This window comes from Kitasatospora sp. MAA4 (genome assembly GCF_029893355.1).
GTDB lineage: Bacteria > Actinomycetota > Actinomycetes > Streptomycetales > Streptomycetaceae > Kitasatospora.
In genome coordinates this window covers 15,504-39,170 of sequence record NZ_JARZAI010000045.1, presented here as the reverse complement: position 1 = coordinate 39,170, position 23,667 = coordinate 15,504, and the positions used below count along the sequence as shown (strand labels likewise).

Here is a 23,667-nt window from a genome sequence, read left to right as displayed (position 1 = left end):
ACGCACCCGTCCACGCCCTCAGCAAACATGGTCTGACCTGGTGTTTTCCCCGAATTCGCCTAGGCTGGGGAGGTCTGCTGGACACCATCGGAGGGGACATCATGAGCGAGGAAACCAGCAAGTACGACGCCAGCCAGATCGAGGTGCTGGAGGGGTTGGAGGCCGTTCGCAGGCGGCCCGGGATGTACATCGGCTCGACCGGTGAACGCGGTCTGCGTCAGCTGGTGTTCGAGATCGCCGACCAGGCGGTGAACGAGGTCCTGGCCGGCCACGCCAGCTGCGTCGACGTCACTCTCACACCCGACGGCGGCGTGTGTGTCGCCGACGACGGGCGGGGCGTTCGCATCGACGAAGAGGGGGGCACGGGCGTCCCCGGCCTCGAAGCCCTGCTGACCCGCATGGGCGCTGGGGTGGGACCCGGCGACCGCCACGATGTGACGCTCGGCTTTCGCAGGGTAGGGCCTTGCGTCGTCAATGCCCTGTCGAGCCGCCTGACAGCGGAGGTGCGGCGCGGAGGAGCGCACTGGGTCCAGGAGTACGCGCGCGGCGTGGCCGTGACACCGCTCACCGAAGCGGGGACGTCGACCGGCCGTGGGACCGCCATCACCTTCTGGCCCGACGCCGGCATCTTCGAAACCGCGGAGTTCTCGTTCGACGGACTGGCGGAGCGATTCAGGGAACTGGCTTTGCTGAACCGGGGATTGGAGATCTCGCTGACCGACCGGCGCCGCCCGGGCGAATCCCGGTCGGCGCGGTTCCGGTACCCGGACGGAGTGCAGGACTTCGTGGCGTTCCTCGACGGGCAGGAGGAGGAACCCGTTCATCCGCACATCATCGGCTTCGAGCGGGAGGACCCGCGAATGGCCGGAACGGTGGAGGTGGCCCTGCGTTGGCGCGGCTCCCGAGAGGAACGGATCCGGAGCTTCGCCAACAGCCGGCCCACCATCGATGGCACACACGAGCGCGGCTTCCGCGACGGGGTGGCGGCCGCGGTCACCGCGTACGCACGGCAGCGGCAGCTGCTGACAACGACCGACCCCGACCTGGACGCCGACCGTATCGGCGAGGGCCTGACGGCGGTCGTGTCGGTGAAGCTGGACCATCCCGAGTTCGAGGGCTCCACGCGCGGCGCGCTGGGTAACGCCGCAGTGCGCGCCTGCGTCGAACAGGCCGTCCAGGAACACTTCGGCGGGTGGCTGGCGGGGCACCCGGAGCAGGCCGCAGCCGTCATCGACCGGATCCTCCGGGGCCCCCACCGGGACTGACCTGCCACAGGCCGCCCTGCTGCGACGGAAGCCCACGCTCCAGGCCTTCCACACATCATCACCTCCGGCGGCCGACTCATCGTCGGCCGCCGGCAACTCACAGCTGTCCGGGTTGCACGCCCTCCCCGGACACGCAGCCTCCGACGTCCCACAGGTGACCCAGCGGACGCGGCGCCGCGTATCGATCTTGTCGGCTAGGCTCTCTACAGGCTCGGGGACGGCGAGTTCATGACATGAAGTGCGGCGGGGACGCCAGGCGGCGAGGATCCGCGAGTCCCCGGAGGCCTCCCCGGCAAGGGTGTGCTGCGGACAGCGCGGCCGACTGGCCTCGTCGCACCAGGCCGCATGGGTGCGGGGGCGCACGGGGGTGAAGTGAAGGTTCGCGGGCAGGACCGTCCCGCACAAGACAGACAAGGGAGTGGAGTACACGTGTCCGACTCGATACAGCAACTGCTTTCGTGGGGCAGTGAGAAGCTCGCCTACACCACGCGGGAGCCGACCGGTGCGCCGACCGGTCGCACCGCGGTCGTCATGCACGGTGCGGGCACCAGCGACCAGAGCGTGCACGCGCAACTGGCACAGCAGCTGGCCGAGCGCGGCTGCCGCACCATCGCTTTCGACTTCACCGGCCACGGCGCCAGCTCCGGCCGGCTTCAGGACCTCAGCCTCAGCGACCGCTTCGACCAGGCGCGCGCCGTCATCAACTCCCTTGCCCCGGACGGCGACCAACTCCTGCTCGTGGGCGCGAGCATGAGCGGGCAGACGGTCGCCGACCTCACCGCTCACTACGGCGGCCGGGTCGTAGCGGTCGGCCTGCTGGCCCCCGCCGTCTACCCTCGCCGGGCCTGGCCGCTTCGGTTCGGCGCCGGCTTCACACAGGCCATCCGCGTGCCGCAAGCCTGGCGCGACTCGGCCGCCCTGGACACCTACACCCTCTACACCGGCCGCGCCGTCCTGGCCGTCCCGGGAGAGGACCACGTCATCCCGCAGGCCGTGAACGATGCCCTCGTCCAGGCGCTGTCCATGCGGGCCGACTTCACCCACCTGGTGCTCCCCGACGCCGACCACCACCTCGGGCGCTACTTCAAGGCCCACCCGGATGCCTGCGCCCGGTTCGCCGACACACTCACCGCACCCTGACCCCGGCAGGAGCCGGACAGGGATCTACGCGACTCCGAAGTCGCCGGCCTTGATCCCCGCGACGAACGAGGTGAACGCGGCGGTGGTCAGGGTCAGGGCAGGCCCCTCGGGGTCCTTGGAGTCGCGGACGGGGTCCACGGCGTGTCCGCAGTGGCGACCCTCCATCGCGCATGTCCATGTGCAGCCAGATCAGTTGAGGAGCGCGGCATCCAGGTAGACCTGCACCGGCTCGAAGAGCCCGTACGGCACATATTCGGGAATCTCGGCATGAGTGACCCACGCCAGCTCGTCCAGTTCCTCGGTATCTACGACCTGGGCTGTTCCAGCCACGACCTCGCAGGCCGTGTACGACATGAGCCGTCCCGTCTTCGGATGCACGCGCTCGCCGAGGAGCTTGGTGGCAGCTACGCCGAGTCCCGTCTCCTCCTGCGTCTCGCGGACGGCCGCTTCCTCCGGTGACTCGCCGGTCTCGATCTCGCCGGCCGGGAACTGCCAGGAGAGTTGGCCCTCGCTGACCCGGCGTCGCACCATCAGAACGCGGCCGTCACTCACCACGATTGCGGCGGCGATGCCTGGTCGATCATCGGCAGTCTGCTGCGACACGTCTGCTCCTCCAGGGCGGCCAGGATGGGTGGGAAGATCGTGTCGGCGGCGAGGAAGCCGGGCACCGAATGTCGGAAAACCACATCACGTCAACGTTCTCGACGGCGTCGCTGTCGCACCCGAACATAGGCGACCCCGGCGGTGGCCTGAACGCGGCCCGCGGCCTGCGGGCCGACGTCCTCTTGCGCCCCTGATCGCCGACCCGGACAACGACTCGGCGGTCGCCCGAGTCGCCTCCGCTCGCTGTACTACACGGTTCCGAAGTCGCCCGCGTTGATGCCCGCGACGAACGAGGCGAACGCGGCGGTGGTCAGGGTCAGGGCAGGCCCGTCGGGGTCCTTCGAGTCGCGGACGGGGACGACGGTGGCGAAGTCCGGACAGATCTCCACGCAGTCGCCGCCGTTGTTGCTGTAGCGCGACTTCACCCACCGAGCGCCGGTCAGATCGATGTCGTGAGTCATGCGAGCTCCTTCCGAGTAGTCAGACGCGCCCGAAGTCGCCGGCCTTGATCCCCGCGACGAACGAGGCGAACGCCTCGGCGGAGACGGTCAGGGCCGGGCCCTCGGGGTCCTTCGAGTCACGGACGGGGACGACGGTGGCAAAATCCGGGCAGACCTCCACACAGTTGCCACCGTTGCCACTGTGCAGCGACTTCACCCACCGGGCGCCGGTCAGATCGATGTCCATCTCTCAAGGTCCTTCCGAACGGCGCGAATCATGGCGAGCGAGGCCACCTTGGACAGCGACTCCACCTGGAGCTGATCGTACTCTCTCTCCAACGCCGAGATCGGGTCTCGGCTGCGCTCAAGGTGACCGCGGAGCTGCGATTCTGAGTAGCCGACCACCGTGCGATCAGGCTGTGTCATCAGAACCACGGGCAGCATGAAAGGGCGGTGCTCCGCCAGAGCGAAGGGGGCGATCTGGATGGTGATATGTGGTCGACCCGCCAGCTCTTCGAGGTGGTCGAGCTGATCGATCATCACATTACGCCCACCGATAGGACGCATGAGGCAGCTCTCATCCATGACCGCATGGATGATCGGCGGCGACTTTTGAGCCAATAGCCGCTGCTGTCGGTTGGCGAGGAACGCAACTCGTTCGTCTGCCTGGTCCTGGGTGATACTGCCGCGCTGTACGGCCGCTGCCTCAAGTGCCGCTGCATAGGCCGGGATCTGGAACAGGCCGGGGATCACGCCCAGTTCAAAGGTCCGCAGCCGTCGGCATCGGGACTCGCAGTCCGCGAACTCCGGGAAGCCCTCCAGCAGCGCAGCATGGGCGATCCTTCGCCACAGCTCGTAGAAGATGCCCGGGGTTCCCAGCGCCTCGTCCGCCTTAACAGCGAAGTTAGGCGTGGGAGGGCGCTTCCCTCGTTCGACGTACGACACCAGTGCGTTGGAGAATCCCATCCGCCTGCCGAGCTCGACCTGGGACCAGCCCTTGGCCCGCCGTAGCCTGCGAAGTTCTGCGCCGAACCGCGTGAGCGGAGATGACGTTGCGTCAACTTCCGCATCTTCCAAGATCATCAAAGCCCCTCACGCGTCGGAAGTGTCAATGTCCAAGCACTTCCGATCGTACGCGTCGATGACGATCCTGGGTAGTGGAACGACTACAGAACGGAGTCACCATGCACCCGCTCAAGGCGGTCATCGAACAGGCGCTCAGGCGAGCCACCGATGCGGTGGCGGAGTTGAGGGAGGCGCTGGCGCTGGACGGCGCCGTGCTCCCCTCCCTTTGCGTCGACTCGGTCGGCGAGATCACCGGCATCGTCCTGGTCGACCTCGGCAGGATCCGGCCCGATGTGGCGGTCCACTTGGCCGGGCTGGTCCGGGACGGGGTGAAGTACCGTGCTCAGCAGAAGGGTTGATCAGCGTCCGCGCGGGAGTGCGATGACCATCGCCACCTACCGGATCACCCAGCGCGGGGAGCGGATCGAGCTGTCGCCGCGCGAGGTGGTCGACGCCGATCGGCCGTCGCACGATCCGCTGAACTGGCCGCCCTGCCGCTGCCCGCGCCACCGGGAGTCAGCTGACCGTAAGGACGCCGACTGAATCGCCCGGCCGGGAAGTCCCGGCCGGGCGACTAGGCATGGGCCAGGCGTCAGGCCCCCGGGGTCACCGAGGCGAGGTAGGCGCCGGCGAGCTCGGGGTCGTAGAACCAGTGCTCGAAGTCGGCCGCGTTGTTGAAGCCGTTGGCGAAGCGGTGGGCCACGGGCGGGAGTTGGCCGGCGGCGCCGATCAGGTTGAGGACGTGCTCCGGCGGCGGGGCGAGCATCGCGTTGGTCCACTTGGTGACGTGCTGGGCGTCGTCCCAGTAGCGGTCGAAGGCGGACTGCATGAACTCGCGGTCGAACGGCTTGTCGCCGTGCGCCAGGATGGCGGCCAGGTAGACCGCCGCGCAGCGGGCGGCGTTGTTGGAACCCTGGCCGGTTATGGGGTCGTTGGCGACGACGACGTCGGCCACGCCCAGCACCAGGCCGCCGCTGGGCAGTTCGCCGATCGGGTTGCGGACCACGGGGGCGTAGCGGCCGGCCAAGGTGGCGCCGGCGTCGGTGAGTTCGACGCCGTTGCGGGTCCGGTCGTACTCCCAGGGGGTGAAGGTCTTCATCAGGTCCAGGGTGAGCCGCAGGTGCTCGGCCGGGTCCTTCACCTGGCCGAAGACGTCCAGCGGGCCGCCGGGGATGCCCTCCCAGAAGAGGATGTCGCACGGGCCGGAGGTGGTCAGGGCGGGGATCACGAAGAGCTCACCGGCACCGGGGACCAGGTTGCAGCGCACGGCTTGGAAGTCGTGCTCGGGCCGCGGGCCCAGGCCGTGGACGTAGGAGACCGCGAGGGCGCGCTGCGGGGCGTCGTACGGCGAACGGCTGGCGTCCCGGCCGAACATCGAGACCAGCTCGCCCTTGCCCGCCGCGACCAGCACCAGGTCGTAGGTCCGCGCCAGGTAGTCCAGGTCGGAGACGGCGACGCCGTGCACCACGACCTGGCCGCCGCGCTGGGCGAACGCCTCAAGCCATCCGGCCATCTTGAGCCGCTGGTCGACGGACTGCGCGTAGCCGTCGAGGGTCCCGACCCAGTCGATCACCCGGGAGGAGTCGGGCCCGGTCACCGAGACACCGAGGCCCTCCACTCTGGGTGCCTCGTCCTCCCAGAAGTTGATGCCGAGATCGCGCTCGTGCTGGAGGGCGGTGTCGAACATGCACTGCGTGGACATCACCCGCCCGTCCCGGACCTCGTCCGCGGTGCGGTTGGTCATCACCGTGACGTCGTAGCCGTTGGACTGGAGACCCAGCGCCAGCTGGAGTCCGGCCTGACCGGCCCCGACGATCAAAATCCTGCGCATCGCTGTCTGCCTTCTTATCTGGAGAAGAGAATTGAGGGTGTGTCAGACCATTTCGGGAGCCGGTGCGGGCTCCTCGGCCAGGGCGTGCACCACCAGGGCGGTCAGCACCTCCACCGTCGAGGAGCGCTGCCGCGCGTCGCAGAGCAGCACCGGCACGCGCTCCGGCACCGCGAGCGAGTCGCGGACGGCCTCGGCCGTGTAGACGGGAGCGTCGTCGAACTGGTTGACCGCCACCACGAACGGCAGTCCGCTGCCCTCGAAGTAGTCCAACGCGGGGAAGGAGTCGGCCAGTCGGCGGGTGTCGACCACGACGACGGCGCCGACCGCGCCGCGCACCAGGTCGTCCCACATGAACCAGAAGCGGCCCTGGCCCGGGGTGCCGAAGAGGTAGAGCACCAGGTCGGGCGCCAGGCTGATCCGGCCGAAGTCCATCGCCACGGTGGTCGAGGTCTTCGCGGGGACGGCGGAGGTGTCGTCCACCCCGAGGCTCGCCTCGGTCATCACCGCCTCGGTGGTGAGCGGCGGTATCTCGGAGACCGAGCGGACCAGCGTGGTCTTGCCGACGCCGAAGCCGCCCGCCACCACGATCTTGGTAGAGGTGGCGTTGCCCGCCACCAGCGGCACACCCGGCGGGATGACCGGTCGGGACGAGCCGGCCGAACCAACTGAGTCGGCAGTACCTGAGCCGGCACCAGCCGCCTCAGAGCTTGCGAAGTCCACCCAACACCCTCTCCAACAGATCCCGCTTCGACGCCCCCGGCACCTCGTCCCCACCGTCCAGCTCCGCCCCGTCCACCGAGTCGGCGCCGTGCACCCGGATCCGGCCCTGGTCGGCGAGGTCGCTGACCAGCACCTTCACCACCCCCAGCGGGATCCGCAGCAGCGCCGAGATCTCCGCGATGGACCGCATCTGCCCCCGGCAGACGTCGCAGATCGCGGTGAGCTCGGGCAGGCTGCGGTCCGCCGGGTCGGCCGGCCGGTTCAGCGCCGAGACCAGCGTCTCGACCAGCAGGACCCGCCCGAACCTGGTCCGTCCACGGGTGATCGCGTACGGCCGCACCCGGGACGAACGCCCCGCGCCCGGACGGACCGTGTCGCTCCGGCGGCCGCGGACGGGACTACTGCTGCCACTTGCGGTACTGGGCATGTCTCCCACCTCCTCTGGGCTCATCGGACGGCTATCGCCCGGTGGAGTTCGCTGCGCACCTGCGGCGTCAGCGCGTGACCGGCGCGCTCGACGAGCAGCGCCATCTGGTAGGCCAGGACGCCAAGTTCACAGTTGAGCGTGGCGTAGACGCCAAGGCAGGAACCGTCGCTGATGGCCATCACCACGAGGTGTCCCTCGTCAAGCGTCACCATGGTCCGGCGCACGCCGCCGTACTCGAGCACCCGGGCCACACCGGCTGCGAGGCTGGTCAACGCCGAGACGATGGCGGAGAGTTCGTCGGTCCGGACACCCGCGCGCGAGTCGGCGAGCAGCAGTCCGTCGGACGAGACCACCACGGCGTCCGCGACGCCGGCCACGGTGCCGAGGAACTCGTCCAGGAGCCAGCGGAAGTTCTTCGCGGCCTGGCTCACCGGCTGTACGGAGTCGAAGTCGGTCATCGGTCCTCTCCTTCGCCGGGCGCGGGGCGCTGGTCCTCGGCTGTGCTGATCTCGGAGGCTTCGGAGGCCGCAACGGCGCTCTCGGCTGCAGCGCTCTCCGCGGCGGCCTGGCGCAGGCCGCTCTGGAAGCCGCCGAGTCTGCGTCGCAGCTCCTCGGGCGAGATCCCCGATCTCGGCGCCGCGGTCGGCTGCTCGGCGGGCGACGGCTGGGCGTGCCGTGGTCCGCTCGCCACCGGTGCGGGCGCCGCCTCGGGCTCCGCCGCGAACCGCCGCAACCCGGAGGCCGGCGTCTCGCCGGTGCCCGGCAGCCCATTGCCGCGCGGCAACCGCCGGGGCAGCCCGAGGGGGGTGACGGAGTCACTCTCCGCCTGATCGGGAGCGGGAGCGGCAGCAGGAGCAGGAGCAGGAGCAGGCGAGTCAACCACTGGTTCGGGCGCAGCCGGCTTGCGCCGCGGCAGCGCCGGCAGCTCCGCACCCGCACCCGCCACCACCACCACCGCCGGCAGCGGCGCGAGCGGCACCGGCTGCGCGGCCGCAGCCGCGGCCTCCACCGCCCGCGCCTGCGCCGCCGCCGACGTCACCGTGCGCTCGGCCCGCCGCTGGTCGTCCAGGTCCGCGGTGCTGACGGCGTCCGGTTGCAGCGCCTCGCGCGGCAGCACCACCATCGCGGTGACGCCGCCGCCCTGCGCGTTCTCCCGCAGCTGGACCCGGATGTCGTGCCGCCGGGCGAGCCGGGCCACCACGAACAGGCCCATGCTGCGCCCGGTCAGCGCCCCCGCGAGCAGCGCGTCGCGCCGCTCGGCGCCGGCCTCGGAGGGTTCCGCCAGCTGGTCGTTGAGCGCCCGCAGTCGCTCGGCGGGCAGGCCGATGCCGCGGTCGACGACCGAGATCATCACCTCGCCGTTGTCCAGCAGCCAGCCGCCGACCTCGACCTGGTCCTGCGGGGGCGAGAACGCCGTGGCGTTCTCCAGCAGTTCGGCGAGCAGGTGGCTGGTGTCGTCGGCAACCGCGCCGGTCAGCCGGACGGCGGCCAGGAAGCCGAGCTTGACCCGCTCGTAGCGCTCGATCTCGGAGACGGCTGCCCGGACCATGTCCAGCAGCGTGACGGTCTTGCGGCTGCGGTGGCTGTTCTCCATCCCGGCCAGCAGCAGCATGTTCTCGCTGTTGCGCCGCATCCGGGTGGCCAGGTGATCGAGCCGGAAGAGGCTCTCCAGCTGGGCGGCGTCGGCCTCGCGGCCCTCCAGTGCCTCGATCAGCACCAGTTGGCGCTCGACCAGGGTGAGTGTGCGCATCGCCAGGTTCACGAAGGTGGCGTCGACGCTGCCCTGGAGTTCGTCGCGCTCCTTGACCAGTTCGTCGCGCTCCCGCAGGAGTTCGTCCCGCTCCCAGCGCAGCTGCTCTCCCCCGCGCTGCAACTCCTCCACCCGGCTCGCCGTTTCGGCCTGGACGGCCATGGCGTCGTTCCACTGCCTGGCGAACTCGTCCTGGCGGCGCAGGAGTTCGTCGCGTCCCTGGACCAGCTGGCCGCGTTCGGCGAAGTGCCCGCGCAGCTCGGCGATGAACTTCTCGCGCTCGGCGACCAGGACGGCGCGCTCCTCCAGCAGGGCCCCGAGGTTCTGCGCGGCCTGGTCACGCGCTCGCTCCAGGGGTCGCGCGGTGACCCGTCGGACCACCACGGCGGTGCCACCCAGCAGGACGACGGCTGCGGCGGAGCCCGCGGTCCACAGGGCGGGGCCGCTGCCACTGCCACCCGTCAGGCCGCAGCCGGAGAGCGCGGTCACGGCCGGGAGCGCCAGCAGCGGGGCGGCCAGCCGGCGCGGGAGCCGTCTGACGGAGCGACGGCGCAGCAGCCGCCCGGCGGCCGTGCTGCCGACGGGTTCGGGGTCGCGCTCGCGCGTCTCACCCGACAGCCGGGCTGCGCGGCGGCGCCCCGTAATCCTGTTACGCAACGGTGCTCTCAATCTCGTCAGGCCTCAAGTGTCCAGACCATGACTGGCCCTGACATCACTCTCAGTAAGACGGCCGCACCCCGTTCCGCCGCTTATACCCGCAAGAGTGAATCGTAGAACAAGGTCGAGTAACAAGATCAACTCTTTCGCCGATCTTGGCGAATTCTTCACGCCGCATCCCCGATACCCGATGTTTTCGCAGGTCACGGATCTATCTCCGACGACGTTGAAGTCACCCCACCACAGCCCGGTGTGACGCATATCTCACCACTCCCCGCCGCTGTCGCACCCGGCGCTCAACTGAGCACCCGCCAGGCCGCCTTCCGGGCCGACGACCCTCCCGAAGCGGCGGTTCGGGTGCCGCTGCGAACGGAATTCCCACCACCATGAATCCTCGCCGGGCGCAATTCCGGTTCGCCCCCGTCCCGTTATCCGGACATGCGTGAACACCCGTCCACCGGCCCCTGTTCGGGCGGTGGACGGGCGCCGGGAAGCGTGCGGTCGCAAACGGAGGCGGCAAACGAAATCCGCGGCATGCGGCCGAACAGCGGTTAGTGGCAGGGTTGCTGACGGTCCAACGTCAGATAGCCGTGGTCCGCGGCGAGCCGGTGGTCGTAGCAGCCGCCGTCCGCCGTCCGCCCGACGTAGTGCTCGGAGGCGCTGCCGTCGGCCTGCACGAGGGTGCCCGACTGCCGCTCCAAGACGCCCTGCGCCGTCAACTCGTCGTCCGTGGAGACGAAGGGGTGCTGATGCCACCCGCCGCCCAGCGTCTGGTCCGTCAGGTGCCGGGCCACGGTGACCTGGCCCATGGCCAGGTAGCTGTCGGCGTCGGCGCCCGGCGTGTAGGTGCTGGTGACGTCGATCGGGTACGACCAGGTGCTGCGCTCCACCTGCGGCACCCCGAACCCGCGACCGCGGTCGGTGCTGGTCACCGTCCAGCCGCTGTCGCGCTGCGAACTGATCTGCTGCTGGCCCTGGTCGGCGATGGTGTCGCTGTTGCGGTACTCGCCGTGGTGGTCGATCCGGGTGCTGACCCGGCCGTGCGAGGTGTCCACGTAGCCGGCCACCGTCCAGTCGCGGTCAGCGGTGGCGGTGATCAGGTCGCTGCCGTCCGCCGTGGTGCTCTGCGTGGTGGCGACCTGGGCGGCGGCCGTGACGGTGTCGGTCGTGACCGCGCCGGTGGTCTGCGCGCGCAGCGGGTCGGTGGTCAGGAAGAGGCTGCCGTCGAGCGTCCAGCCGTCGCTGATCCCGGCGGGCGGGACGAGCGTGACGGTGTGCGGCTTCCCGTCCGTCAGCGTGCCGGCGAACGGCGTCAGGTCGACGTCGTACGGCAGCGTGCGGAACGCGTCGATGCTCGGGATCGGCCGCCACATCAGCGGGCTGATCCCACCGGTGTAGATCGCGGGGAACGGCTGCACCGTCCCGGCGATCCGGCCGTCCACCAGCACCTGGACCTCGCGGTAGGTGCCGCCGCCGCACAGGCCGTAGCCGGGGTGCGCGGCGGCGTAGGCGTCCGGCACGTTGGAGTACCAGAACTCCTCGCAGCCGCCGCCCCGCGCGTACACCTGGAGGCGGGCGGCGGTGAGGTTGCGCGGGAAGGTGAGGGTGGAGGTGGCGGTCTGGCCGTTGGTCAGCGTCCACCAGCCGGGCGCGGTGGTCGACTGCGAGACCGGGAGCACCTGGTCGGCGGTGGCAGCCGGCGGGTTGGCGCGATCGGCCTGGTAGTACGTGACCGTCATGGTCATGTGATACGTGCCGGTATAGGTGGAATTGACGATGTTTCCGAGGTCGACCACCAGCGGCTGCGGGGTGCGCAGCAGCGGGATGAAGCTGCTGAGGTCCTGGTCGACGTGCCAGCTGATACCGGCCGGGTCGGGCTCCGGGGTGCTGGTGCGGAACACCTCGGCGCCGCCGATCCAGACGCCGGCGAGCCGGTCGTACTGGCGGCCCGCGACGCTGCCGGACCAGTCCAGGACCACCTTCGACCAGGGTCCGGGGCAGTTCGCGGGCGGCGCGAGGGTGCCCGTGAAGGGCTGGCCGTAGCTGTTCGCGAAGTCGTGCTGCATCGCGGTGACGGTGCAGTGCGGGGTATCCGGACGGCTGACCGGGGGCAGCGCGGTGGCGGGGTCGGCGTAGTTGGTCTCGACCTTGCCGGCGGCGCCGGCGGCGGGCGCGGAGACGGCGGGTGCGGAGACGGCGGGTGCGGTGTCCGGCGCGGCGGCCGAGGCCGAGGCGACCGGCAGGCAGAGCGCCGCGGCGACCGCCAGCACCACGGCGGGGACGGCGAGTGCGCGCGAGCGGCGGTGCGGGGATGTCTTCATCGGGCCTTCCTCCGGCGGCGGCCTCGCACGGTGCCGCGCAGCGCTGTGCTCTGCTGCGCTGCACTGTGCTCCGCGGCCATGACGACATTGATGCGCTTGGCATGTACTCACGCTGCAGCGATCACTGTCAAGGCTCCCGACCGCCTTTCCGGCCACCGGCCCGCCCTGCTGACACCCCGTCCGCCAGTCACGGCACGGCAGGGCCGCCGTACCCGACGCCGTAGCTCGGGTGCGGCGGCCCTGCCGTGACTAGCGGACGCAGCGGACGGCGTTCACCGCGCGTCGTGGTGCAGCTGGGCGGCGAGCGTCCGGCACCAGCGCGCGAGTTCCTCGCGGCCCTGTGGCCGCCCCGCCGACTGCCCCGCGCAGAGCGCGTCGACCTGCGCGTCGCTGAGCCGGTTGGCGCCCTGCACGGCCAGCAGGTGGCCGAGTTCGTCCAGCACCTCCGCGAGCCGGATGGCGTCGGTGTGCTCGACGGTGCTGACGGCCTCGGTGTGGCCGATCGTGACGGATCCAGGCATCGCGGTCTCCTTTTCTCGCCCCTTTCCCCACCGTACGACCGCGACGGGGGGCCCGCATCGGGGGCCGAGGGGGCCGAAAGGGCAGAATCGTCGGCGTGCTCCCCTTCTTCGTCTACGGCACGCTCCGCCCCGGCCTGCTCAACCACGCGCGCTACCTGGCCGGCCGATGCGAGACGGCCCGCCCGGCCGTCCTGGAGGGCGCCGCGCTGCACGAGGGCCCGGGCTACCCGTACGCCGTCCTCGCCCCCGGGCAGCGCGTCCACGGCGACCTGCTCACCGTGAGGCCCGCCGACTACCCGCAGGTGCTGGCGGAGCTGGACCTCCTGGAGGAGTGCCGCCCGGACGGCACCGGCCTGTACGTCCGGGTCCGCCTGCCGGTCACCGTCGCGCCCGGGGCGGAGCGGGTCGACGCCTGGGTCTACCTGGCCGGCCCCGCGGAGTCCGCCCGGCTGCGCGCCGCGCCCGCGCCGATACCGTCCGGCGACTGGCTGGACCGGGGTTGAGCGCAGCGTTCCGCAGAAAGCACCGGATCAGCCGGTGACCGGCAGCGCGTGCAGATACGCGTCGCGCCCGGCGAAGATCCGCCGGCCGTCCGTGCTGACCGTCCAGACGTCCACGCCGGGGCTGCTGTCCCGGAACGTCCAGCGCACGGCGCCCGTCGCGGCGTCCAGGGCCACCACGCCGCCGTCCGCGGTGCCGGGGACCACCAGGGTGCCGGCCACCAGCAGCGGCCGGTTGCGCGTGTCCAGGCGGAACGGCAGGGTGGCCGACCAGATCTGGCGCCCGCTGTCGGCGGCGTGCGCGGTCACCAGGCCGTCGTCGGTGAACAGGTAGACCGACCCGGCGGCGGCCAGCGGTTGCAGGTAGTGCCAGGACTGATCGGCACGGGGTGCGACCTGCCAGCTCACCGTGCCGTCCGCCAGGCTCAGCGCCTGGACGCCCGTGGTGTCCAGCCCCAGGTAGACGTGCTGCTCGTCGGCGGTCTGCCAGCCGAGGTAGCCGCCCGTCGCAGCCGACCAGAGCCGGCGGCCGTCGGCGGTGTTCAGAACGGTCAGCCCCTTCTGGGTGTCCCCGCAGAGCAGCCGACCGCCGGGGGCGGTCGCGGCGCCGAGCAGCCAGGCGTCCGGCGCGCCGGGCAGGGACCAGCGGACCTGGCGGCTCGGCACGTCGACGGCGACCAGGGCGGAGCCGCTCAGACCGTTCCCGGGCTGCTCGTTGGTGCAGTAGAGCACCGTGCCGTCGCAGGCCAGCGGCTGCGCGTCGACGGGTTTGCCCGGCGTCTGCGCGGGTGGTGCGTAGCTCCAGCCGGTCTGGCCGGTGGCCAGGTCCCAGCGGTCGATCCGGCCGCTCGGAACGGCGCTGACGCCGCTGCCCCGGAACATCTGCTCGGCGCCGACCACCAGCATGGCGCCCGGCGCCAGGTCCAGGTGGTAGCGGCTGCGGCCGGTGGCCGGATCCAGGCCCGTCAGGCCGGAGTCGGAGAGGAAGACCGGGAGGGTCGGCGGCCGGTCGAAACGGGCCAGCGCGTACGAGCCGGTGCCGTGGTACGTCCAGAGCGGGGCGCGACCGCTGAGGCTGGGCGGCGCGGGCTGCGGCGCCGCAGTCGGCGGGCGATGGCGCGGACGGCTCAGCGCCCAGGCGGAGCCGCCGGCCAGCACCGCCCCCGCGCCGAGCAGCAGCTGCCGCCGGGTGGGGCGGCGCCCGTCTCCGAGCCCTGCCGCCGTCGCGGGGTCGGACAGCTCCTCCAGCCCCCCGACGAACCCCGTACCGTGCTCATCGTTCCCCATCGGACGCACCGTTCCTCCCCGAACCACCGACGTCTCCCCGGCGTCTCCACGACCCTAGCCGACGCCCGCGCGCGCCTTCCGTGCTGCGCGTCGCGGTGCGCCCGCGACAGCCGGGGTGTAGTCAGGAGAGGTGCCCGCGCGGCAACGATCCGACAGAAGCCACCAGCCCCGCCGACCGGCCGGGGCCCTGGTGCTGCTGCCGCTTGTGCTGATCGTGCTGATCACGATCGCCGACATCCTGTCCCCGCCGTCCATCCACCTCGGCCCGCTGCTGGTGGTGGCCCCCGCGATCACCGCCGCCTTCGCCGGCACCCGGCTCACCGCGCTGATCAGCGTGCTCGCGGTGGCGGCGCTGACGGTGATCGGGGTGCTGCGCGACGGGCTGACCACCGCCAACCATCTGACCCAGATCGCCGCGCTGATCGTCGTCTCGGCTCTGGTGGTGGTCTTCTGCGCGGTGCGCGGACGGCACGCCCGCGAGCTGGTCCAGGTGCGCTCGGTCTCGGAGGCGGCGCAGCGCGTCCTGCTGCGGCCGCTGCCCGCGCGGATCGCCGGGCTGCGGATCGCCTCCGTCTACCTGGCCGCCGAGGCCGAGGCGCTGATCGGCGGCGACCTGTACGCGGCCACCCGCACCGCCACCGGCACCCGGCTGCTGGTCGGCGACGTGCGCGGCAAGGGTCTGCCCTCGCTCAGCGACGCGGCGCTGCTGCTCGGCGCGTTCCGGGCCGCCGCGCACCTGCAGACCGGCCTGCCGGAGCTGGCCGCCCACCTGGACGCCAGCGTCAGCTGGGACAGCGCGGAGACCGAGTCGTTCATCACCGCGGTGCTGCTGGACATCCCGGACCACGGCGGCGAGATCCGGGTGGTCAACTGCGGCCACCCCTCGCCGCTGCTGCTGCGCGCGGGCCGGGTGCAGGCGCTGGACCCGAGCCGGCCCTCGCCGCCGCTGGGCCTGGGCGCCCTGGCGGACGTCACGTACCGGCCCGACGCGTTCTGCTTCGAGCCCGGCGACCGGCTGCTGATCTACACCGACGGCGTGATCGAGGCCCGCGACGGCCACCGCACCTTCTACCCGCTGGTCGAGCGGATCGCCGCCTGGGGCGGCGAGCACCCCGCGGAGCTTCTGGAGCACCTGCGCGCGGACCTGCTGGACCACGCCGGCGGCCACCTCGGCGACGACGCCGCGATGGTCGCCGTCGAACGCCTGCCGGACGCGTAGAGGCGCTCACGAACCACCCGGTGTGTAGGCGGGCGTCGCCGGGTCGGCCGGGGTGGCGGTGCCGGAGACGGGCGAGCCGATCTCCCCCGGCTGGGGCGGCGCGGACGCCCCCGGAGCCGGCGGCGGCGCCACCGGGAACTGCGTCGCGGGCGCCCGCAGCACGCCGTGCAGGGTCAGAAGTACGGTGCCGACACTGGCGGTTGTGCAAGCCAACCAGATCAGCGGGTAGCGCCAGACCGGTTTCATGAGGCCATCCTGACGCATCGGCTACGGTGTGCCTCATGGCGTCCGTCCTCGTCGTCGAAGACGATCCGATCATCCGCACGTCGCTGATCCAGACCCTGACCACGTGCGGCCACCTCGTGCGCAGCTCGCCGGACGGTTTCGGCGCGCTGCGCGAGATCACCCAGTCCCCACCGGACGCGGTGGTGCTGGACCTTGGCCTGCCCGACATCGACGGCGCCGACGCGCTGCGGATGATTCGCGGCCTGTCCAGAGTTCCGGTGCTGGTCGCGACCGCCCGGGACGACGACCTGGAGATCATCAGGCTGCTCAACGCGGGCGCCGACGACTACCTGGTCAAGCCGTTCTCCGGCGGACAGCTGGCGGCGCGGCTGGAGGCAGTGCTGCGCCGGTGCCTGCCGGCGGCGGCCGGGGCGCCGCAGTCCGGCGCCGGGAGCCTGCCGGGCGGTGGCGGCGACCCGTACAAGCCGGAGCGCGCGCCGATGGTGATCGGGGAGTTGCGGATCGACCCGCTGGCCCGGGTGGTGCAGCTGGCCGGGCAGGATGTGCAGCTCACCCGGCGGGAGTTCGACCTGCTGGCCTTCCTCGCCGAGCACGCCGGGCGGGTGGTCTCCCGGCAGCGGATCCTCAGCGAGGTGTGGCGCCGGTCGTACCTGGACGAACAGACGGTCGACGTCCACCTGTCCTGCCTGCGGCGCAAGTTGGGCGAGTGCGCGGCGCAGCCGCGGTTCCTGCACACCGTGCGGGGTGTCGGCGTCAAGCTCGTGTGCCCTCCGTGAGAGCTCTGCTGGCCGGGGTCGTTCTGGCGGTGACCTCCACGGCGGTGCTCGCCTTCCTGATCCCGCTCGCCCTGCTGACGCAGACCCAGCTGCGCGGCCAGGCCATCGCCCGGGCCGAGCAGCGGGCCGCCGCGCTGGCACCCGTGCTGGCCGTCTCGGGCCCCTCGGCCGAGCCCGACGCGCCGGACGACCCCGAGCACACCACCATCGCGGTGGCCGAACGGGCCAAAGCCTGTGTCCACCTCCCCGACGGGAGCGTGGTCGGCCTGAGCCACGCCCCCGCCGCCCGGCTGCGCGGCGCCGTCCGCGGCGGCGAGGCGGTCGGGTACGACGTGCCCGGCGGCTGGGACTACCTGCAACCGGTGGTACTGGCCGACGCGCGGGTCGCGGTCGTCGAGGAGTTCGTCCCGGCCGCCGAGCTCTCCAAGGGCCTGACCGCCGCCTGGACGGAGCTGGCCGCGCTGGGCACCGCCCTGGTGCTCGGGTCGGTGCTGGTGGCCGACCGGTTGGGGGCCAGGATCGGGCGGGCCCTGCGCCGCGTCTCCGCGGCCTCGGACGCACTGGGCGCCGGCGATCTCGACATCAGGGTGGACCCGGCCGGCCCCCGGGAGCTGCGCGCGACGGGCCTGGCCTTCAACGCGATGGCCGACCGGATCAGCACCCTGCTCGCCACCGAGCGCGAGCTGATCGCCGACATGTCGCACCGGCTCCGGACGCCGCTGACCGCGCTGTACCTGGCCAGCGAGCAGGTCGGGCCGGTCCCGGGGGCGGAGCGGGTGTCCGCCGCGATCCACCAGATGGAGTCCGAGCTGGACTCCGTCATCCGCGCCGCCCGCGCCCCGCTGCCCGCCAACCGGCCCGGCGGGGACGGCGGTTCGGCCGCGCGTACGGCCCCGGCCGCACGGACCGCCGGGCGACGGGCCGGGGCGGGCTGCGAGGTGGCCGAGGTCGCGCGCCACCGGGTCGGCTTCTGGGAGGTGCTCGCCACCCAGCAGCAGCGCAGCTGCACCTTCGCCGCGACCGACGAGCCGACGCCCGTCGCATTGCCGGAGGACGACCTCGCGGTGGTCGTCGACGCGCTGGTCGGCAACGTCTTCCGGCACACCGGGCGCGGGGTGCCGTTCGAGGTGAGCGTCCAGCGGACGGCGCAGAGCGTCGTGCTGGTGGTCGAGGACGGCGGCGCGGGCATCGCGGACCCGGACAGCGTGCTGGCGCGCGGCGTCAGCGTGGGCGGGTCCACCGGACTCGGTCTTGACATCGCCCGGCGCACGGCCGCCTCGACCCGAGGTTCGCTGCGGGTCACACCCAGCGCGCTGGGCGGCGCCCGGGTGGAGGTGGAACTCGGCCTGGTCGTCGGGCCCCGCCGCCCGCTGCACGCGGCCTGGACCGAGCAGCGGCGCCGCCGCCGGGCCCGCCGCTAGCTGACGATGTGTCAGCACACTGCCCGAAGGGGCACCTCAGCGGAACCTTAGGGCTTCGTTAGGTACGCCCTCCGGCCGCATATCCGGCCGAGAACTGCTCATACGATCGGCCATGCCGGCCCCGGACCGCTGAGGGCCGGCGTGTGCTCGATCGGTGGCCGGCAGCCGACCGCCCCGCCGCGAGCAGACACGAGGCAAGGGATCCACGACCATGACTGCTGATGCGGCGTCTCGACTCACCTCCGCGCCGACACCCCAGGCGCCGACACGCCAGCCGACAGCGCCCATCCCGGGCTCCGCCCTGGACGCCTGGACCAGACACCTGACGTACGACTACGGGATCCACCACCTGGCACGGCTCACCGCGCTGATCGCCTACGTCCTGCTGGTCTGCGCGCTGGTGCTCGGCACCGTCCTGCGGATGCGGTACTTCCAGCGCATCGTCAACCGCCCCACCGTCTACGGCGCCCACATGACCATCGCCCTCTCCGCGCTGATCTTCGGCGCGATCCACGGTGTGACGTTCCTCTACCAGCCGGTCTGGAACATCGGCTCCGCCGAGCTGATCGTCCCGTTCGCTGGAGGGGAGCAGCGCGTCCCGGTCGGATTCGGCGTCCTGGGACTGGAGTTGGCGATCGCCGTCGGGTGCTCGGTCTGGCTGCAACGACGGCTGGGCTATCGGCGCTGGCTGAGATTCCACCAACTCGGCTACCTGGCCTTCGCGCTGATCTGGCTGCACATCTTCACCGTCCATCCCGAGCCGCGGCATTTCGACCCGGTCGCCGTGGGGGTCGCCGCGGGTGCGGGCGCCTGCCTGTTCGCCTTCGTGATCCGCGTCCTGCCCTCCAGGTCCAGGCTCCTCAACTACCCTGGAAGCCAGCCGAGGTGAGCCAGTGACCACCCAACTCGCGGCCGGTCGTCCCGGCCCTGCGCGTCCGGTCCCGGCCGGGCCCACCCCGGTCCGTCCTGTCCCCGTCCGCCCCGGACCCGCCCGGCGCTCCGGTCGCCTGGAGAGTCGCAGCCGCCGGAGGCGCCGATGAGCCGCCGAGGCACCCGCGCGCGCCGGCGCCGCAGCGCGCCCGCGCCGTACGGCGGGTCGGTGCGCCGACTACTCGCCCTGCCCGCACTTCTCCAGATCCGCTGGCTCTGCATCGTCGCCGTGATGGCCGCCGCAGCGGCCGCGTACGCGGCGGTGCTGCTGACCGCACCGCCGATGCCCCCCAGCCGGGCACCCGTTCAGATCACCCGTTGACGGAGGTTCCCATGCCGTTCTCCCGCCCCCGCGGTCGACGCAGCTCCCGCCAGCGGCAGCGCCGGATCACCGTCCTGAGCCTGGCGGGTGGCGGCGTGCTCGCCGCCACCTCGGCACTGCTCAGCCTCTCCTTCGCCGCCACCACCCCTGCCCCCGCCGTGGCCGACCCCTCACCACCGAGTACCTGACCACCGCCCGCGGCGCCACCGCCCAGAAGACCGCCGCCAACTCCGCTCGACTGCAAGCAACTTCCCTGCTCAACGGCAGCGACAACCTGCTGCTGACCCGGTTCGTCGACCCCGCCCTCGGCTGCACCCCGTGGACCGCCCCCGACCTCGCCGACCCGGGCGCCCGGGTGACGTCACTGGCCCTCGACGAGCTCCAGGCGGCGAAGTTCCAGACCACCCCGGTCGCCCTCGTCCCCCTCAACGACCCGATGGTCCTCAACAACACCCGCCAGAGCACCGCCAAGACCAACCTCTACCGCGCCGGCGTGGACCAGCCCCGGCTCAGCGGCGCCGCCAACGGCTCCCCCACCGCCTACTGCACCAACCTCGCCACCCTGGGCGCCCGCCGCCTCACCCTCGACCAGCCCTTCACCGCCGCCGCCCCCTCCCCCACCGCCGGCCAGACCCTCCTCACCTTCCTCTCCCAGCGCCTGGCCGCCTCCCTCACCAACCTCGCCTGCCGTCCCACCCCCTAGCCGACTTTACTTATCCATTGCCTGCACTTGGTGCAAACTTGGCCATCTGCCCAACTGATCGTATGCTTGCGATCTCAGCGGCCGTCGGGGGGTCCGGCGCCGAAACAGGTTGGGGGAAACCGCATATGGCGGACGAGAAGGTCCTTGCCGCGCAGAAGTGGGTCAACGCCACCTACGCGAGCGTGCCGGGATACACCAAGTGCCCGGAGGACGGCCGTACCGGCTGGTCGACGATGTTCTCGCTCACCATGGGGCTCCAGGCCGAACTGGGTATCAGCCCCGTGGTGGCGAGCTTCGGACCGGGCACGCTGGCCAAGTTGGCCGCGCGCGGCGACATCGGCTCGAACGAGCCGAACGCGAACATCCGCAGGATCATTCAGCACGGACTCTTCTGCAAGGGCTACTGGGGCGGCGACGGCAAGGGAACGTACGACGCCCTCACCGGGCAGTCGGTCGCCAAGCTGAAGATCGACGCCGGCCTCGACGGCACCAACGCGATGATGCAGCCCAAGCTCTTCAAGGCACTGCTCACCATGGACGCCTACGTCATGCTCGCGGGCGGGTCGGACAAGGTGCGCGAGATCCAGCGCTGGCTCAACGGCCGCTACGTCAACCGGTCCACCTTCTTCGTCGGGCCCTGCGACGGCCACTATTCCCGCGACGTCCAGAAGGCGCTGATGCGGGCCATCCAGTACGAGGCGGGCATACCCGACGACCAGGTCACCGGCACCTTCGGGCCCGCCACCCAGGCCGCCCTGAAGACCCGCACGGTCAAGCAGGGCGACTCCGGCATCTTCGTCCAACTCATCTCCGCCGCATGCGTCTTCAACGAGCCGGTGACACTGCCGACCGGCTCCTTCGTCACCTCGTTCAAGAGCAGCTTCGACAGTAAGCTGCGGGAGTTCGTCGAGGCGTTCCAGGCGTTCTCCGTCCTGGGCGTCAACGGGACCGGCGACTACGGGACTTGGACCCAGCTGCTGCTGTCCACCGGGGACCCGGACCGCGCGGTCCAGGCCTGCGACACCCGCTTCACCATCACCGCGTCCCGTGCCAAGTCCCTCCACGACGCCGGATACCGCTACGTCGGCCGCTACCTGTACGACCCGCCGGGCAGCACCCTCGACAAGGCGATCAAGCCGGGCGAACTCCAGGACATCTTCCAGGCGGGCCTGCGGGTCTTCCCCATCTACCAGGACAACGCCCGCAAGTTGGCGGACTTCACCTACACCCAGGGCTTCCAACACGCGCTCAAGGCCCACGAACTCGCCTCGGGCCACGGCTTCAACCGCGGCACGGTCATCTACTTCGCGGTGGACTACGACGCCACCGATCCGGAGATCGCCTCGAACATCGTCCCGTACTTCAACGGGGTCTACGCCGGCCTCGCCAACCGGGGCAGGACGTACGTCCACGGCGTGTACGGCTCGCGCAACGTCTGCGCAACCGTCACCAAGGAGACCTACGCCCGCTACTCCTTCGTCTCGGGCATGTCCTGGGGGTTCTCCGGGAACCTCGGGTTCCCACTGCCGCCGAACTGGGCGTTCAACCAGATCAAGGAGTTCAAGTACGCCGCCGGTGCCGACACCTTCGACCTGGACAACGACGCCCACCGCCCGGGCTCGGACGAGGGCCAAAGCAGCGTCAACCAACTGGTCGACCCCGCAGGTGACTTCATCGCCTACATCCAGCAGCTGTACGGCCTGGCGGTGCAGTACGCCAAGGGCGACCCCAACCGGCTGGTGATGGAGTACGTCCGGCACCTCGGCTACGCCGACTTCACCTGGTGGGCGCTGATCGGCGATCCGGACCAGGGCTTCATCACGTACGCCGACGACCACGGTATGCGCGTGTGGAAGGAGTTCGAGGACCCGTACACCGGCTTCGACCTGGACGCCCAGCACCTGATGGCCACCGCGAACGGCCACTACGTCAAGCCGCAGTCCTCGGATCTGCGGACCACCGGCGCGGGCGATGTCGGCGGCTGGGGCGGCGACCTCATCACCCTCTACGGTGAGTGGCGCCGCGACAGCGACAGCTACTCGTCCGGATATACGTACTGCATGGACAAGTTCGCCAAGATCGGGGTGAGTTCCACCTTCAGCTACGACGATCTGCTGGAGGACGCGGACGGCTACCTGATCGCCGAGCGCTGCCGGAGCACGGACATCGCCACCGCAGTACGCGAGCACTACAGCGGCCCGGGCGGCCTGACCCGCTTCCGCGACTACTACGCCCGGCGCTTCGGCAACACGGCCGGCGCCGCTGCCGACATCGCGCGCAGCATGCTGACGACGCAGGTCGATCCGGTCATCGCCGCGGGGCGCCAGCTCCTCATCGACAAGATCGCCGGTCCGCTCACCCTGATGCCCAGCAACCTCCCGGAGGCCAAACTCACCGAGTTCTGCAAGGGATTCGGCGATTCGCTGCAGAGCCGGGTCGGCCTGGAGAACGCCCAGCGCTCGGCGTTGGCGGCCGCGCAGCAGCGCAGTCCGGCGGCCTCGTGACAGCCAGGGCCGGCGCGGGGTCGCGGTCGCGGTCGCAGTCGCGGTGGTGGCTGACGGGCGCGGTGCTGAGCCTGGCGGCCTCGGCCGTCCTGTTCGGCTACGGCGCGCTGTCCGGGTTCACCCGGGCGGGCAAGCTCTGCGCCCTGGCGGCCGGCCGCAGCCCGAGCGACCTTCCGGACGGCACCGTGGAGCAGACCCTCCTGCCGCTCTCGCACGTCTGCCGGTGGCGCGACGGGACGTCGGTGGACCTGGTCCCCGGCTGGCTGAACCCGCTGCTCGCCCTCTGTCTCGCGGCTGCGATCGGCTGCGTCGTCCTGGCCGTTCGGTCGGCCCGTACCCCATCCGAGGAACCCTCATGAGCTCACAGCCCAGCCGCCGCCGCGTCCTCACGGTCGGTCTCGGCCTCGCCGGGGGCGTGGGCCTGTGGTCCGCCGCCGTCACCGCGGCCGGTGCCGCGACCACCTTGACCGGCTGGGCCGGCGACACCAGCGCCAACGGCTGGCCGGTCATCGCCCAGGCGGCAGCGCGACCGGTCGAGGGCGCGGGCGCGGTGTCGGTCGCCGTCCTCGACGGCGACGCGGCCACCGTGCTGCTGCACGTGGCCCGCCGCTTCCACTACGACGTCCAACCCCTCGCCCCGGACGAGATCACCGGCCACCGCACCGACCGCGCGCTCGCCGTCCCGTACGAGAGCAACTACCTGTCCGGCACCGCGATCGCCGTCCACCCCCTGCTCTACCCGGTGCACGCCTCCGGCGGCTTCTTCCCTCCCGAGCTCACCGTGATCCGCGACATCCTCGCCGACCTGGAGGGAGTCGTGAGGTGGGGCGGCGACGAGAGCGTGCCCAAGGAGTCGCACTTCCAGCTCGACGTGCCGCCGGGCGACCCCGGGCTCAAGCGGGTCGCTGCCAAGGTCCGCCAGTGGAACTCCCAGCCCGGCGAGGGCGCCGGAGCCATCGACCCGCTCGCTCCGGGCCGTCTGCAAGCCGCCCGCTCACTGGCTCAGCGCCAGCGCTGAC

General features: G+C 71.6%; 28 protein-coding genes and 1 pseudogene. 15 read left to right on the top strand and 14 right to left on the bottom strand.

The annotated features are described in order from the left end of the window. Positions 1-101: 101 nt before the first annotated feature. Together P3T37_RS35435 and P3T37_RS35430 are read left to right on the top strand one after the other, a co-directional pair. A complete protein-coding gene (locus P3T37_RS35435) occupies positions 102-1,265 on the top strand; it encodes an ATP-binding protein (protein WP_280728079.1) in 1,164 nt (387 codons plus the stop codon). Positions 1,266-1,694: 429 nt separating this feature from the next. Beyond that, complete coding sequence (locus P3T37_RS35430) at positions 1,695-2,405, top strand: alpha/beta fold hydrolase (protein WP_280728078.1); 711 nt, start codon at positions 1,695-1,697, stop codon at positions 2,403-2,405. A 24-nt stretch (positions 2,406-2,429) separates the two neighbouring features. On the opposite strand, the pseudogene P3T37_RS35425 reads toward P3T37_RS35430, so the two are convergent. From P3T37_RS35425 to P3T37_RS35405, 5 genes and pseudogenes are all read right to left on the bottom strand, one after another. Continuing rightward, a pseudogene (locus tag P3T37_RS35425) lies at positions 2,430-2,549 on the bottom strand (DUF397 domain-containing protein); the annotation flags it as partial. Positions 2,550-2,594: 45 nt separating this feature from the next. After that, positions 2,595-3,008 (bottom strand): NUDIX hydrolase, encoded by a 414-nt coding sequence (locus tag P3T37_RS35420; protein WP_280728077.1) that lies wholly within the window; start codon positions 3,006-3,008, stop codon positions 2,595-2,597. 248 nt (positions 3,009-3,256) lie between these two features. Further along, the gene (locus P3T37_RS35415; protein ID WP_280728076.1) at positions 3,257-3,469 is read right to left on the bottom strand and encodes a DUF397 domain-containing protein; all 213 of its coding nucleotides are present in this window, start codon (positions 3,467-3,469) and stop codon (positions 3,257-3,259) included. Between the two features lie 19 nt (positions 3,470-3,488). Next, positions 3,489-3,695, bottom strand: coding sequence for a DUF397 domain-containing protein (locus P3T37_RS35410; protein WP_280728075.1), 207 nt, complete (start codon positions 3,693-3,695; stop codon positions 3,489-3,491). After that, positions 3,680-4,531: a helix-turn-helix transcriptional regulator gene (locus P3T37_RS35405; RefSeq protein WP_280728074.1), complete on the bottom strand. Its 852-nt coding sequence runs from the start codon at positions 4,529-4,531 to the stop codon at positions 3,680-3,682. The genes P3T37_RS35410 and P3T37_RS35405 overlap by 16 nt, the downstream gene beginning before the upstream one ends. A 101-nt stretch (positions 4,532-4,632) precedes the next feature. Between P3T37_RS35405 and P3T37_RS35400 the strand changes: the two genes are divergently transcribed. Beyond that, on the top strand, positions 4,633-4,872 hold the full coding sequence (locus tag P3T37_RS35400) for a hypothetical protein (RefSeq protein WP_280728073.1): 240 nt from the start codon (positions 4,633-4,635) through the stop codon (positions 4,870-4,872). A gap of 22 nt (positions 4,873-4,894) precedes the next feature. Next, a complete protein-coding gene (locus tag P3T37_RS35395) occupies positions 4,895-5,056 on the top strand; it encodes a hypothetical protein (protein WP_280728072.1) in 162 nt (53 codons plus the stop codon). A gap of 49 nt (positions 5,057-5,105) precedes the next feature. On the opposite strand, the gene P3T37_RS35390 is transcribed toward P3T37_RS35395, so the two are convergent. From P3T37_RS35390 to P3T37_RS35360, 7 genes are all read right to left on the bottom strand, one after another. After that, a complete protein-coding gene (locus tag P3T37_RS35390) occupies positions 5,106-6,344 on the bottom strand; it encodes a styrene monooxygenase/indole monooxygenase family protein (protein ID WP_280728071.1) in 1,239 nt (412 codons plus the stop codon). A gap of 42 nt (positions 6,345-6,386) precedes the next feature. Further along, positions 6,387-6,968 (bottom strand): ATP/GTP-binding protein, encoded by a 582-nt coding sequence (locus tag P3T37_RS35385; RefSeq protein ID WP_348533314.1) that lies wholly within the window; start codon positions 6,966-6,968, stop codon positions 6,387-6,389. Positions 6,969-7,044: 76 nt separating this feature from the next. Then, complete coding sequence (locus tag P3T37_RS35380; RefSeq protein WP_280728070.1) at positions 7,045-7,491, bottom strand: DUF742 domain-containing protein; 447 nt, start codon at positions 7,489-7,491, stop codon at positions 7,045-7,047. 20 nt (positions 7,492-7,511) lie between these two features. Continuing rightward, complete coding sequence (locus P3T37_RS35375; protein ID WP_280728069.1) at positions 7,512-7,949, bottom strand: roadblock/LC7 domain-containing protein; 438 nt, start codon at positions 7,947-7,949, stop codon at positions 7,512-7,514. Further along, positions 7,946-9,898 carry an ATP-binding protein gene (locus P3T37_RS35370; protein ID WP_280728068.1) on the bottom strand — a complete coding sequence of 651 codons (1,953 nt, stop codon included), beginning with the start codon at positions 9,896-9,898 and terminating at the stop codon, positions 7,946-7,948. Before P3T37_RS35370 ends, P3T37_RS35375 begins: the two co-directional genes overlap by 4 nt. 551 nt (positions 9,899-10,449) lie before the next feature. Then, positions 10,450-12,219 carry a peptide-N4-asparagine amidase gene (locus P3T37_RS35365; protein WP_280728067.1) on the bottom strand — a complete coding sequence of 590 codons (1,770 nt, stop codon included), beginning with the start codon at positions 12,217-12,219 and terminating at the stop codon, positions 10,450-10,452. A gap of 272 nt (positions 12,220-12,491) precedes the next feature. Beyond that, on the bottom strand, positions 12,492-12,740 hold the full coding sequence (locus P3T37_RS35360; protein WP_280728066.1) for a hypothetical protein: 249 nt from the start codon (positions 12,738-12,740) through the stop codon (positions 12,492-12,494). A gap of 95 nt (positions 12,741-12,835) precedes the next feature. On the opposite strand from P3T37_RS35360, the gene P3T37_RS35355 reads away from it, so the two are divergent. Then, on the top strand, positions 12,836-13,243 hold the full coding sequence (locus tag P3T37_RS35355) for a gamma-glutamylcyclotransferase (protein WP_280728065.1): 408 nt from the start codon (positions 12,836-12,838) through the stop codon (positions 13,241-13,243). Between the two features lie 27 nt (positions 13,244-13,270). Here the strand turns inward: P3T37_RS35355 and P3T37_RS35350 are convergent, their stop codons facing one another. After that, complete coding sequence (locus tag P3T37_RS35350; RefSeq protein WP_280728064.1) at positions 13,271-14,527, bottom strand: PQQ-binding-like beta-propeller repeat protein; 1,257 nt, start codon at positions 14,525-14,527, stop codon at positions 13,271-13,273. Positions 14,528-14,717: 190 nt separating this feature from the next. On the opposite strand from P3T37_RS35350, the gene P3T37_RS35345 reads away from it, so the two are divergent. Then, entirely contained in the window at positions 14,718-15,746 is a 1,029-nt protein-coding gene (locus P3T37_RS35345; protein ID WP_280728063.1) for a PP2C family protein-serine/threonine phosphatase, read from the top strand. Between the two features lie 6 nt (positions 15,747-15,752). Here the strand turns inward: P3T37_RS35345 and P3T37_RS35340 are convergent, their stop codons facing one another. Further along, positions 15,753-15,992, bottom strand: coding sequence for a hypothetical protein (locus P3T37_RS35340; RefSeq protein ID WP_280728062.1), 240 nt, complete (start codon positions 15,990-15,992; stop codon positions 15,753-15,755). Positions 15,993-16,027: 35 nt separating this feature from the next. Here P3T37_RS35340 and P3T37_RS35335 point away from each other — a divergent pair, with 35 nt between their 5' ends. The 9 genes from P3T37_RS35335 (at position 16,028) to P3T37_RS35295 (ending at position 23,666) form a co-directional block, all read left to right on the top strand. Continuing rightward, positions 16,028-16,768 carry a response regulator transcription factor gene (locus P3T37_RS35335; RefSeq protein ID WP_280728061.1) on the top strand — a complete coding sequence of 247 codons (741 nt, stop codon included), beginning with the start codon at positions 16,028-16,030 and terminating at the stop codon, positions 16,766-16,768. Beyond that, complete coding sequence (locus P3T37_RS35330; protein ID WP_280728060.1) at positions 16,765-18,189, top strand: HAMP domain-containing sensor histidine kinase; 1,425 nt, start codon at positions 16,765-16,767, stop codon at positions 18,187-18,189. Before P3T37_RS35335 ends, P3T37_RS35330 begins: the two co-directional genes overlap by 4 nt. A 211-nt stretch (positions 18,190-18,400) precedes the next feature. Further along, entirely contained in the window at positions 18,401-19,078 is a 678-nt protein-coding gene (locus P3T37_RS35325) for a ferric reductase-like transmembrane domain-containing protein (RefSeq protein WP_280728059.1), read from the top strand. A gap of 147 nt (positions 19,079-19,225) precedes the next feature. Continuing rightward, entirely contained in the window at positions 19,226-19,441 is a 216-nt protein-coding gene (locus P3T37_RS35320) for a hypothetical protein (RefSeq protein WP_280728058.1), read from the top strand. Between the two features lie 11 nt (positions 19,442-19,452). Beyond that, positions 19,453-19,629, top strand: coding sequence for a hypothetical protein (locus P3T37_RS35315; protein WP_280728057.1), 177 nt, complete (start codon positions 19,453-19,455; stop codon positions 19,627-19,629). 167 nt (positions 19,630-19,796) lie between these two features. After that, the gene (locus tag P3T37_RS35310; protein WP_280728056.1) at positions 19,797-20,144 is read left to right on the top strand and encodes a hypothetical protein; all 348 of its coding nucleotides are present in this window, start codon (positions 19,797-19,799) and stop codon (positions 20,142-20,144) included. A 125-nt stretch (positions 20,145-20,269) separates the two neighbouring features. Further along, positions 20,270-22,648: a glycoside hydrolase domain-containing protein gene (locus tag P3T37_RS35305; RefSeq protein WP_280728055.1), complete on the top strand. Its 2,379-nt coding sequence runs from the start codon at positions 20,270-20,272 to the stop codon at positions 22,646-22,648. Beyond that, the gene (locus P3T37_RS35300; RefSeq protein ID WP_280728054.1) at positions 22,645-23,007 is read left to right on the top strand and encodes a hypothetical protein; all 363 of its coding nucleotides are present in this window, start codon (positions 22,645-22,647) and stop codon (positions 23,005-23,007) included. The genes P3T37_RS35305 and P3T37_RS35300 overlap by 4 nt, the downstream gene beginning before the upstream one ends. Next, positions 23,004-23,666 (top strand): hypothetical protein, encoded by a 663-nt coding sequence (locus P3T37_RS35295; RefSeq protein WP_280728053.1) that lies wholly within the window; start codon positions 23,004-23,006, stop codon positions 23,664-23,666. The genes P3T37_RS35300 and P3T37_RS35295 overlap by 4 nt, the downstream gene beginning before the upstream one ends. The last annotated feature ends 1 nt before the right edge of the window (position 23,667 follow it).

What these genes read in the sequence shown, in the direction of transcription:
- P3T37_RS35295 (WP_280728053.1), top strand. Translation starts at nt 23,004, where the DNA reads ATGAGCTCACAGCCCAGCCGCCGCCGCGTCCTCACGGTCGGTCTCGGC.
- P3T37_RS35315 (WP_280728057.1), top strand. Translation starts at nt 19,453, where the DNA reads ATGCCGTTCTCCCGCCCCCGCGGTCGACGCAGCTCCCGCCAGCGGCAG.
- P3T37_RS35395 (WP_280728072.1), top strand. Translation starts at nt 4,895, where the DNA reads ATGACCATCGCCACCTACCGGATCACCCAGCGCGGGGAGCGGATCGAG.
- P3T37_RS35380 (WP_280728070.1), bottom strand. Translation starts at nt 7,491, where the DNA reads ATGCCCAGTACCGCAAGTGGCAGCAGTAGTCCCGTCCGCGGCCGCCGG.
- P3T37_RS35415 (WP_280728076.1), bottom strand. Translation starts at nt 3,469, where the DNA reads ATGACTCACGACATCGATCTGACCGGCGCTCGGTGGGTGAAGTCGCGC.
- P3T37_RS35365 (WP_280728067.1), bottom strand. Translation starts at nt 12,219, where the DNA reads ATGAAGACATCCCCGCACCGCCGCTCGCGCGCACTCGCCGTCCCCGCC.
- P3T37_RS35325 (WP_280728059.1), top strand. Translation starts at nt 18,401, where the DNA reads ATGACTGCTGATGCGGCGTCTCGACTCACCTCCGCGCCGACACCCCAG.
- P3T37_RS35435 (WP_280728079.1), top strand. Translation starts at nt 102, where the DNA reads ATGAGCGAGGAAACCAGCAAGTACGACGCCAGCCAGATCGAGGTGCTG.
- P3T37_RS35410 (WP_280728075.1), bottom strand. Translation starts at nt 3,695, where the DNA reads ATGGACATCGATCTGACCGGCGCCCGGTGGGTGAAGTCGCTGCACAGT.
- P3T37_RS35335 (WP_280728061.1), top strand. Translation starts at nt 16,028, where the DNA reads ATGGCGTCCGTCCTCGTCGTCGAAGACGATCCGATCATCCGCACGTCG.
- P3T37_RS35405 (WP_280728074.1), bottom strand. Translation starts at nt 4,531, where the DNA reads ATGATCTTGGAAGATGCGGAAGTTGACGCAACGTCATCTCCGCTCACG.
- P3T37_RS35390 (WP_280728071.1), bottom strand. Translation starts at nt 6,344, where the DNA reads ATGCGCAGGATTTTGATCGTCGGGGCCGGTCAGGCCGGACTCCAGCTG.
- P3T37_RS35400 (WP_280728073.1), top strand. Translation starts at nt 4,633, where the DNA reads ATGCACCCGCTCAAGGCGGTCATCGAACAGGCGCTCAGGCGAGCCACC.
- P3T37_RS35350 (WP_280728064.1), bottom strand. Translation starts at nt 14,527, where the DNA reads ATGGGGAACGATGAGCACGGTACGGGGTTCGTCGGGGGGCTGGAGGAG.
- P3T37_RS35305 (WP_280728055.1), top strand. Translation starts at nt 20,270, where the DNA reads ATGGCGGACGAGAAGGTCCTTGCCGCGCAGAAGTGGGTCAACGCCACC.
- P3T37_RS35375 (WP_280728069.1), bottom strand. Translation starts at nt 7,949, where the DNA reads ATGACCGACTTCGACTCCGTACAGCCGGTGAGCCAGGCCGCGAAGAAC.
- P3T37_RS35340 (WP_280728062.1), bottom strand. Translation starts at nt 15,992, where the DNA reads ATGAAACCGGTCTGGCGCTACCCGCTGATCTGGTTGGCTTGCACAACC.
- P3T37_RS35360 (WP_280728066.1), bottom strand. Translation starts at nt 12,740, where the DNA reads ATGCCTGGATCCGTCACGATCGGCCACACCGAGGCCGTCAGCACCGTC.
- P3T37_RS35320 (WP_280728058.1), top strand. Translation starts at nt 19,226, where the DNA reads ATGAGCCGCCGAGGCACCCGCGCGCGCCGGCGCCGCAGCGCGCCCGCG.